We start from the raw sequence: 9946 nt of genomic DNA, 5'->3' as shown, positions 1-9946 counted from the left end.
TCAGTTCAAATCTGGCCCCCGCAACCACTTCTCTCTCACTTGGCAAGTCTTAGATATAGACTCCAAGGATTCTCGGGACAAGAGAAAATTGCATTCGGGCATCGCCTTTAAGAGGAGGCGGCGCTTACGAGGCTATTTATTTCCTGACTTTTCAATAGCTTATAAATGCAAAAAACCCGTCGGCTGCAACCAACGGGTCTTTGAAAAGGCTTAAACTGCCCTCGTGAATGATGGGATCAGTTTAGGCGACGGGATTGCTTTGTCAAGAACAAAAGCAAATAACCGGCCTGTGCCGACAAAAATATGAATCTGCACGACTCTTTTGTCTGCCCTTCGGGGCTCAAATCCGTCCCGGGACTTGCCCGACGGACGGAAAGTTATGGCGATTTGCTCGCCTTATGTGACGGTTTTACCGGCTGTAACGATGTGACCACAGCGTCGGTCGTTGGCTTGGTGAGCCGGGCGATTTCCTGCTTATCTCCCTGTTTGACCGATCTTTCCGTTCGGGTTCTTATTCTGCTGATTGAGCATGTCTATGATGTGCGGGCCTGGCGCAGTGGCCGTTTGATGGTCTGGCCGGGTAATCGGCGGTTGGCGGAATTGACTGGTAAGAATGAACGCTCAATCCGGCGGGCTTTGGCTTTGCTGGAGGCTAATCACTGGATTGTTCGGCGTTATTCAGCCTCGAACCGGCGTTCGGACGGCAATGCCGGGATTGACTTGCGTCCGGTCGCAGCAAGGCTGCATGAGTTGCACCAGGCGGCAGAATTTATCGAACAGAAGATAGAGTCCGCCCGCGAACAGGCGAAGGCTGAACGCGATGATCTGACGATGGTGAAACAGTCAGATGACGGGGCAATAGAGTCCGGGGTGGTGGACATTTCTGTCCCCCTTAAATCCTACAAGATAAATCCCGGTTCTACGAACCTTGTACAAAGTGGGGCTTCGCAGGCAACGCCCGGGCAGAGATCGTGCCCGACAATTACCGACATTGATGTGGACAGTGAGATCCTGTTTTTGATGGTTCAGGCCTCGCTGACTTTGCAAAAGCAGCTTACGGCAGCCGAATTGTGTGACCTGATGGGACCGGAACCGTGTTCTGCCTCCATTCAGGCGGTTACGGCGGCTGTTAAATCAGCGCTTTCCCGCCAGATCAAATTACGGCCCAATGTCTGGCAGGTGGCTTTGGCCAAACATGGCTGGGCGGCGCTGGCCGCCGTGATGGTGGCGGTTGACCGGCAGGGCGTGCGTGATCCGGCGGGCTATCTCTATGCCATGCTCAAATCGGCCCGTTTGCGCGATACCGTACGCCACAATTTGCGCGCCATCGAACAGCAGGAGAGTGGTCATGCGTGATAATGCTCTTGCCGTTAAACACTCTTCCTACTGCCAGCTTTTATTCGCCCGTAAAGCACGGGGCCTGGCACATTTACGGCGTTGGAACGGGGCCTGTGATGTGTCTGTTGCCCAGCATTGTGTGATGGCGTGCGATAACGTTTCGCGTCGGGCCGCGCCCTATGCCCTGATCCATGACATCGAGGAAGATGAAACCGGCGATTTGCTCACGCCTGTGAAGCTGCGAATGCGGCAACTGGGGATATGGGAGAGGTTTGAAGACGAAATCGTTTTGCCGATCCGCAAGTTTTACTCGGAACTTGCCGGGCTGAATTGGCCGTGGCCCGTCGATGTGGTGGCGGAAGTTGCCGACATCGACCAGCGTTTGCAGGTGACGGAATATCGCGATGCGGTTGACCGGAACCTGGTGCGCGGCTTTGTGCCGCGTTCGGTCGCACCTTTGCCGGAATATGTGCTGCCCTGGAGCCCGCAAAAGGCCGAGGTGCAGTTTCTGGATCGGGCACAGCGGCTGTTTCCGGCATGGGAGGGCTGAAAAATGGATTGTGCAATCCACAAAGTGGCCGAAGCCCTGCCCAGTGTCGAATTTTATGGCGAACTGCAAAAGGCTTTCAGCCATTTCAATGAAGGTCTGTTTGAGGGCAAGCTGCCAGCCTGTCTGATCACCTTGCAGCGGAAGAAGAATACCTATGGCTATTTTTCGTCCGAGCGGTTTGTCAGTAGTGAAACGGGTGAGTGCATAGACGAGATTGCGCTGAACCCGTCCTGGTTCGTGGTGCGAACGGTTCCGCAAACGCTCTCTACGCTGGTTCATGAGATGGTACATCTCTGGCAGTATCACTTCGGTGATCCCGGCAGGCGTGCCTATCACAACCGGGAATGGGCCGACCGTATGGAAGTGATTGGCCTGATGCCAAGCAACACAGGAAAGCCGGGCGGACGGCGCTTGGGCGAGCAAATGACCCATTACATCCTGGAGGACGGGCCGTTTGACCGTGCATGTCGCGACCTGATGACTCGGGAATTTACTTTGTCCTGGCTGGACCGTTTTCCGCCGCAGGAGCCGAGCCAGGCGCTGGCAGCAGCCTTGACAGGAGGCTCGGCCAGCGCGGCGGCATTGGCACGGGTTGCACCGGTTCAGGCGGAAAACCGTTCCCATCGTGTCAAATATCGCTGTCCTTCATGTGCGGCACAGGTTTGGGGAAAGCCGGGCATGAAGCTGTTATGCGGCGAGGAGGCCTGTGAAGCGGCAGGGATGCAGCCTGTTGGTGCTCAAAGTTAAATAGGGCTGCTTACCTTACGGTAGTTTATGCAATTTTGTCATCTAAAGGATATTGATTTCGAGCAAGATTCATCTCCCGTCTATCTTGTCGATTTATTGATAAAGACGGATGCTGACAAAATTGATACAGTTAAGTTGAATTGATATCTTAAAGGCTGTAACCAGTTGGAACAGAAAAAGAAAGTAGTCTATGTTGTGGGTGCAGGTCTTTCAGCGGGCCTTAACTTTCCAACCATTCGCAACCTTCTCCCAAGACTGTGGGGCAGGCTTGAAAATGTTGGCATCGACACAGAGATTGCCAACGTCATTCGATTTCACCATCCCAATTTCAATGCTAATATATGTGATACCTACCCAACAATAGAGCAGCTTCTTTCAGAAATGAAGGTAAATGCGGAGCTATTTCAGTCGACGCGCCCGGCTACCGGAAATTTTAGCAGCGAGCAGCTAGATGATTGCCGAGGAAATTTGCTGCAGGAGATGGCTATTTGGTTTCACGATTTGAAGAAGACAGCGTTGAAATCGAAGCCAGCGTGGCTGCATGATTTGGTCAATGCAATAAAAGAAGAAGAAGCTACGATCATTTCTTTCAATTGGGACTTGATCCTTGATCAACTCCTCTTCGGAGCTGCTCTCGACAAGGGTAGTTATGGCCTGGATCGCCGTAAGAAGGGGCCGCACCTTATTAAGCCACACGGATCTCTGAATTGGTATAGAAGCAGCGCCGCCTCCCCTATCAAAAATGACAAGAAATTTAGTTTGGGCGGGACTGGTGAGGCTGAGGTGTTTGGATTTCGTCCTCTTCGCGGCGTACGTTCAAAAAAAGGGCGGCGGTATATGCCGCTTATCGTTCCGCCCGTGTACACGAAGCAGTTCGATGAACCACTCTTCCAAAAGCTTTGGCAAGAAACCGTGCGTCAGCTCAGCATTGCAACTGAGGTTCGCTTCCTAGGTTTTTCTCTTGCAGAGGCAGATTTTCACGCGAGATTCGTGCTTCGTTGTGGCTTCTATAATCAGGAACACGGAGCGCTTAAAAAAGATGGTCAGCGTGAAACCGCGACCGGTCGCGCTAAAGTTATCGTAGTTGATCTATCGTGTGAGACGCTAAAAAGGATAGAAAGTACGGTCGGTTGGGGATGCGAGTTCTATCGGATGAATATAGCGGATTGGATACAGGAAAACGGGATTAAGACCCACGATGCAGAAAGGTGATTAAACGGAGCTTCTGGACCGTAGTTACTATGAACACAGCGCTGATAAGCCGAATTCCTGGTGCGAAAGGCGTCTATTAAGAAACAGGGTTGCTGCGATTCCTAAGCGCCTTGGGAAATGAGCATTTTAGGTCCCTATAAAGAAAAAAGTTGGTCGGGTGGTGACGCATACCCTTAATCTCTATCTTGAACATAAAGAATTGTCGCAGTCAGGGCTTCGCCCTCTGCCGTAAAGCAGAATCAGGGTCCCGGTTCGGGCCTTGACGGCCTGAACATCCCATATTCTGCTTGACGGCATTCACCCTTTTTTGACGACGGGAAGAAGTTGAACCGGCCAGACCGGTCCTTCGGTTGTCATTCAGGAAAGGGATACCCAAGATGCATACGGTAACAGATCGCGATATTCAGGCAGCCAAACAGATTGCCCGTCAATTCGATGCCGCCATCCGGGCAAATGAGAGTGATGCCGCGCAAAAGGCTGCACAGGATTTCGGGGCTCTGGTTGTGTTAGCCAATGGCGCAAAGGGCGAATTTGGCACCTTTGCCCCGAACGGGGCAGGAACGGTGATGACAGCAGCACTCGCCGCCAAAGATGGCGATATTCCGCATTGGGGCCAGAACGGGTTGTTTGTGCTGGAAACGGATTATGGCCGGGTGCTGGTAGATTTTACCTGTCCGCTTGATATATGCAGCCGGTTTGAATTTAACGCCATTGACCTTGACCTGCCGTTTATTTCCGAAACGGGGTTCCAGTCGCATTTTTATGCAGAATGGCCGCCCATGAGCGTGAATGAGGCCGCCGCCATCATTTTTTACCAATATGCCAAAGTCGGGAAGATGACGAATATTGATCCGAAATGTCGTCAGGGCCGGTTGGAGCGGATGCCGGATTTTGTTCAGATTTCCAGCAGCGACTTTCAGGGGGGTCTCACCGAGACGGATGAAACCGGGCAAATCGGGTTTCAGTTTTAACCGCCCTTCGTGTTTCGTCGCACAGAACGGCGGTCCCCCGCTAAAGCGGGGATTGTCGTTCTGGCGCGGTAGGGCGAATGAATAGCCTTGGGTCCACAAATGTGCTAATGTGGGTTTGTGTCGTTTTGTGGAGAAAATCTTATGAGCCGTCTGACAATTGACATCACTGATCAGCAGCACAAAAGCCTGAAGGCGATGGCCGCCTTACAGGGCAAGACCATTAAACAATATGCGCTGGAACGTTTGTTTCCCGAGAATGTCGAGGCTGATAAAGCCTGGCATGACCTGAAAGCCCTTCTGGAAAACCGTATCAATGACGGGCTTTCCGGGAAGGTTTCGGCCAAAAGTATCGGCGAGATTGTCGATGAAGAACTGGCCGAGAGGCAGGGGTGACGGGCTATATCCTTACGACGGCGGCCGAAGCTGATTTACGCGGCATCATCCGCTATACAGGCAGGGAATGGGGGGCTGCACAGGTCCGCCGCTATATGGCACGACTGGAGCAGGCAATTGTTGCTCTTGCCGCCGGGCAGGGTTCGTTTAAAGAGATGAGCGACCTTTTCCCCGGTTTGCGAATGGTCCGTTGCGAACGCCATTATATTTTCTGTTTGCCCCGTGAAAATGAGCTGTCCCTGATTGTTGCCATTTTTCATGAGCGTATGGATATCATGACACGGCTGACCGACAGAATGAGTATGGACGTGTAGGGCAGGATAACCGGCAAAATTTTGCCGGTTTACTTTTTCTGGCCGAGAATGCGCACCATTGCCGGAAAGTCGTATTCGATCTCGCAGGTCCGATACCAGCGTTTGCCGTCCGGGTCCCAATGGGCGGTGATGATGTAGCTTTTCATTGTATTGCGCAATCGGGTGACAGCTTCGGGGTCGCGGCTCCAGACCCGCAGTTTTTCGATGTTCTTGGCGAAGCGCGCATGGATTTCCCGAATGTTGGCAGGGGGAGAAAGTTTCGCCAGAGCGCGTTTCTCCCGGTCAATGTCAAGGCGGGTGAGGCGCATTTGTTCGGTATTGTCCTCGAACCAGGCTTTGAGTTCGCTTGTATCGCTGCCAACGCCAAAAGTGCTCAGGGCATGTTCGGCCCGATTGCGCAATTCCTCAAGTTTCTGTTGTGACTTTTCGAGCCGCCCGACATGACGCTGGCGTTTGCGCTCTATTTTGTCGCTTTGATAATAGGCGGCAATGTCTTCGGGCTTGAGCTGCAGGGTTGCGGCCAGCACCGCTTCCATCAGGTCAGCATAGCGGACGGCCCGATTGGCACATTGATGATGCTTGCAGGCGTAGCGGTCCGCCCAGTGTGCCCCCATGCGAATGTTGTGATGGGCGCATTTGAGGCGACCGGCAAACAGGGCAAATACTTTGCCACCGGTTTTGATTTGTCGTTCCCGCCAGTCGCGGATGCGCGATTTGGCAATGGCCTCGGTTTCAACCGGATCACGCAGTTTGACCGTCTCACGATATTCATTTGCCTTGCTGGACCGTTCATCAAGCAGGGCCTGGACGGCATCGAACGTGGCATCATCGATAATTTGCAATTCGGGGATTGGCACACGGATCCATTCGCTTTCCGGGCGCATCACCGAGAGTTTTTTGCCGGTTTCCGGGTTCTTGCGATATTGCATCCGGTTAAAGGTGACAATGCCGCGATAAAGTGTGTTGCGCAAAAGGCCGGTTTTGCGCACCCGTGTGCCAACCAGTGTGGTGGGTGCCCATTTTCCGCCAGAGGGGGCTGCAATACCCATCCGGTCCAGCGTATTGCAGATATGGCGCAGTTTTTCGCCACTTTGATAGAGCGTAAAGATCTTGCGGATGGTTTCGGCCTCGTCTGGAACGATCTTGCGTTTGCCATGCAATAGCTCACCCTTTTCGTCCAGCCCCCGGACGATTTCGTAACCATAGGTGCGGCCCCCGGGTACGCTGCCGCGCAATACGGCGGCGACCATGCCACGATGGGTCTTATCCGACAGGTCCTTGAGATACAGCGCATTCATCGTGCCTTTCAGGCCGATATGCAGCTCGTTAATCACGCCTTCGCTGATGGTTTCAACCTCAACGCCGACAAAAACCATTTTCTTGAAGAAATTGGCGATGTCCGCCTGGTCGCGGCTGATGCGCGAGAGATCTTCGCAAATGATGCGGTCAAACCGGTTGTCGAATGCCGCCATAAGCAGGCTGGCAATGCCGGGCCGGTTTTCCATGATCGCGCCGGAAAAGGCTTCGTCGTAATAAATGTCGGTGATCTGATAGTTCTTTGCCAAACAATAGGCTTCGCACCGCGTAATCTGGTCATGGCTGCTGGTAGCCTGGCGATCCGTCGAGTGACGGGCATAAATGGCAACTCTCACGTATTCTGGCCTATTGCTCTTGGAATTTATCAAACAAACGAGCGACAAGCAGTTAATCATTCACATGAATGGGGGCAGTGCAACCTGCAAAACGGATAGGGTTCTGCGAAAAACGCGATCATGATATTTATACACTTCAATAACTTGATCGTGTTTGCAGGGGATTGTTCGCGAGGGCTGAACCGGCTTTCATTCGGTCAGAAGTTACCGCCCCACATCTCTTCATCGGTCTTTTTGATCAGATCAAATCGGCCATCAATACGTGACCCGGCAGATCCGGTTGATGTGGTTATCGCCTGTGTTTTGGGTTTTGAGGCAGGCCGACGTTTGGATGTTGTCGGGGCATCGGTTTTAAGGCGATCCCGTTTGATTTTTGATACATGCTGATAGAACGCGGCGCGGCCCATTGTGATCTGACCCGACTTTTTCATATCCCGATAAATCCGGCTCACCGGGTACCCTTGATCAAGCAGGGTTAAAATCTCGCTTTGTACAGCCAGGGCTTCAACCCGGCCAATTCCCCATTCCAGCATGATGTAACCTATCACATTGATATAAAAATATATTCCACGTGTTTTCCTATTTTACTACAAGTTTCTGCAAGTGTCTATTTTTCTGGTCAGTGAGCCGCGTTTTGAGGGTGTTTGAGTGTTCGTAGTGCACTGTTAATATTGTATATTCTATGTTTTTCTGCATAAATCCGTAAGTGTTCGCGATTTTCTGCATGTTCAGCCTTAATGCGACCTGTGGTTTCTAATATTAAGAGTTTAAATTCATGTTTCTAAATGATTTTATTGATATTTACGATTTTGAGAACTTTCCACGAGTTTCAACATTTGTCTGCATTCTTCCACGCCGTTGGTCTGGGCAGGATAGGTTAGGTGATATCACCTAACGATCATTTGTGATGATCAGGACTTATTCGCACGACAAGTCGTGCTCAACGGATGACAAGAGTGTTTAGGGGCGGCGGCAATCAGTTACATTGGGTGCATCTAAAAGATGTCTATGCCTATCGAAGTTAGTTGATTTGTTCTGTGGAGGGGGAAGTGCGCCAATGGGATTTATAAAGGCTCTAAGAAAGCGAGTTGTTCCTGAGAAATGCTTGTTGGATATGCTTGATGGTCAAACCATCAGTGGCTCAATTGATGAATTTCTGGTACGACGAAATGGAATAGAGGCATATGCAATTGGTCACCTGTGCAACAGGCTTTATGTCGCCGGAGATCCTTTGCGATCACATTTTAAAGATGCAATAGTAGAAGGTGCCGAGAGACGGTTTCTCCAATATAACCTTCAGGATGTTTATGGTGTGGTTGCATCTAAATGTGTTGTCCTGGACTTTCATTTGATGGCTCAGACAAGCTCGATCCGAGATATGATTAAGGCTCATAACTATGACACATCATCTCTAGTTGCACGTATTGAAGGTGAAAATGTCGGCGCACTGCCTACTTTGGACCAGCCAGTATTCCTACTGCGCCAAGAGTGGAACGGTCGATGTTGGATCGGTAACTCGGGGAGCAGCCATAAACTTGCATCGCTTTGGTTTTTGGAACGAGAACGCAATCAATCTCGTATGATGAATTGCGAAGAAAAAATGTACGCATTTTCTGATCACTTTAAAAACGGCTTTCGCAGCAATGCGTGTTGGATATTTTCTGGAGAGCTCCCATTTGAGGTTTTCGCTGAGGCTAGAGAACTGGCACGTCGGGCCGGATGCAGTTTTGTTGGCTACAGAAACAAGTGGCATGACAAAGGATATGAATTTTATTCTTTGGTCGTAGATAAAAAGCATAAATTTTTTCACAAGTTTAATATGTTTTTTAGGGACGCATTTGAATTTAGTTCTTATCTGAAAAATGGCGCTCCTGAGTTCATACCTGGGCATCGGCACAATGAGTTCGAGCGTTATCGTTTGCCGGAGTACAAAGGGAAACCTATGCCGAGGCGAGAGGCTTCCTCATGATCTGTTCTTCACTAAAGTGGTTTTGTTTCATGCTTTGTATTCGTCATGGAAGAATAGACTAGGATCTGAACCTAATTGGAACGCTTGAAATTTATAGTGGAAATGTGATTCATCCTTTGGCAAAGGGAGTTATCACATGACACGATTTGACTTGAGCGACAAATAATGGGCGATCACGGTTGACCATCCGATACGAAAAGTGTGCAGAAAACTTCTTCAATCTGGTCAGGATCTTCGCAATCAGATGTTGGATCAATTGAGTCCAGACCCTAACCAAATTTCGAATACATTTGTGCAGAATAGATCATCCTTCAGAGACAAACTAACTTATTTCAGTTTTGGAGTAGGCAATGTAACCCAAGCCAATTCTTGAGACACTTGCGCCAACACGCTGGATATAGTTGAGTGCATATTCATATTGTAGTTTTGTAACAACTTTTGCATCTACTTCAGGTAGTTGGATCTCTGCAATCCGACAAGGTTTTGTTGCTGAGGGAATTCACAATGTTACTGGCTTACAAACGATCTTAAGAAAACCGTCATCGCCGGAATATCGGGGATTTTTTCCAGTTCTATTGCCGCAAACTGACCATCGACAGCGCCCGTTGAAACCTTTGTGCTGCCGGAAGAACGAGCTTGCCGTCGCCGGCAAGAATCACCAGCCAAGAAAGGTGGTTCGGACGTAACCCTTATGTAAGCGATGGGGGGGAAGCCTCCACCAACGGCATCAACAGTACCAATATAGACATTCTCAAAGTTTAATAAGAGATAGGTAAGCGGTGCGAGCGGCCCACCTATTT

At 50.5% G+C, this 9946-nt stretch carries 11 protein-coding genes; 8 read left to right on the top strand and 3 right to left on the bottom strand.

The genetic code is table 11. From position 1 onward, the window contains the following. Window positions 1-387 precede the first annotated feature (387 nt). The 7 genes from TMES_RS21755 (at window position 388) to TMES_RS21725 (ending at window position 5525) form a co-directional block, all read left to right on the top strand. Window positions 388-1356: a helix-turn-helix domain-containing protein gene (locus TMES_RS21755; protein WP_158091294.1), complete on the top strand. Its 969-nt coding sequence runs from the start codon at window positions 388-390 to the stop codon at window positions 1354-1356. Beyond that, entirely contained in the window at window positions 1349-1888 is a 540-nt protein-coding gene (locus TMES_RS21750) for a hypothetical protein (RefSeq protein WP_085586561.1), read from the top strand. Before TMES_RS21755 ends, TMES_RS21750 begins: the two co-directional genes overlap by 8 nt. Before the next feature lie 3 nt (window positions 1889-1891). After that, window positions 1892-2635, top strand: a complete 744-nt coding sequence (locus tag TMES_RS21745) for a SprT-like domain-containing protein (RefSeq protein WP_085586559.1) — start codon at window positions 1892-1894, stop codon at window positions 2633-2635. 165 nt (window positions 2636-2800) lie between these two features. Continuing rightward, window positions 2801-3847, top strand: coding sequence for a hypothetical protein (locus tag TMES_RS21740; protein ID WP_085586557.1), 1047 nt, complete (start codon window positions 2801-2803; stop codon window positions 3845-3847). A gap of 377 nt (window positions 3848-4224) precedes the next feature. Then, window positions 4225-4818: a hypothetical protein gene (locus TMES_RS21735; protein WP_085586556.1), complete on the top strand. Its 594-nt coding sequence runs from the start codon at window positions 4225-4227 to the stop codon at window positions 4816-4818. Between the two features lie 141 nt (window positions 4819-4959). After that, complete coding sequence (locus TMES_RS21730; RefSeq protein WP_085586554.1) at window positions 4960-5211, top strand: antitoxin; 252 nt, start codon at window positions 4960-4962, stop codon at window positions 5209-5211. After that, window positions 5208-5525, top strand: a complete 318-nt coding sequence (locus TMES_RS21725) for a type II toxin-antitoxin system RelE/ParE family toxin (protein ID WP_085586552.1) — start codon at window positions 5208-5210, stop codon at window positions 5523-5525. The genes TMES_RS21730 and TMES_RS21725 overlap by 4 nt, the downstream gene beginning before the upstream one ends. Window positions 5526-5554: 29 nt before the next feature. Here the strand turns inward: TMES_RS21725 and TMES_RS21720 are convergent, their stop codons facing one another. Both TMES_RS21720 and TMES_RS21715 read right to left on the bottom strand, forming a co-directional pair. Next, window positions 5555-7177, bottom strand: coding sequence for a recombinase family protein (locus TMES_RS21720; RefSeq protein ID WP_158091293.1), 1623 nt, complete (start codon window positions 7175-7177; stop codon window positions 5555-5557). Between the two features lie 197 nt (window positions 7178-7374). Further along, window positions 7375-7710, bottom strand: coding sequence for a TraK family protein (locus TMES_RS21715; protein WP_085586548.1), 336 nt, complete (start codon window positions 7708-7710; stop codon window positions 7375-7377). Window positions 7711-8234: 524 nt separating this feature from the next. On the opposite strand from TMES_RS21715, the gene TMES_RS21710 reads away from it, so the two are divergent. Next, window positions 8235-9146: a DUF6685 family protein gene (locus TMES_RS21710; protein ID WP_085586547.1), complete on the top strand. Its 912-nt coding sequence runs from the start codon at window positions 8235-8237 to the stop codon at window positions 9144-9146. A gap of 507 nt (window positions 9147-9653) precedes the next feature. Here TMES_RS21710 and TMES_RS23220 read toward each other — a convergent pair. Continuing rightward, window positions 9654-9946: hypothetical protein (locus tag TMES_RS23220; RefSeq protein ID WP_211275989.1), on the bottom strand; the 293-nt coding region annotated here is incomplete at its 5' end.

Origin of the sequence: Thalassospira mesophila (genome assembly GCF_002115755.1) — a bacterium.
Lineage (GTDB): Bacteria > Pseudomonadota > Alphaproteobacteria > Rhodospirillales > Thalassospiraceae > Thalassospira > Thalassospira mesophila.
The sequence above is the reverse complement of the archived record's forward strand: the minus strand, read 5'-3'. Positions and strand labels throughout refer to the sequence as shown.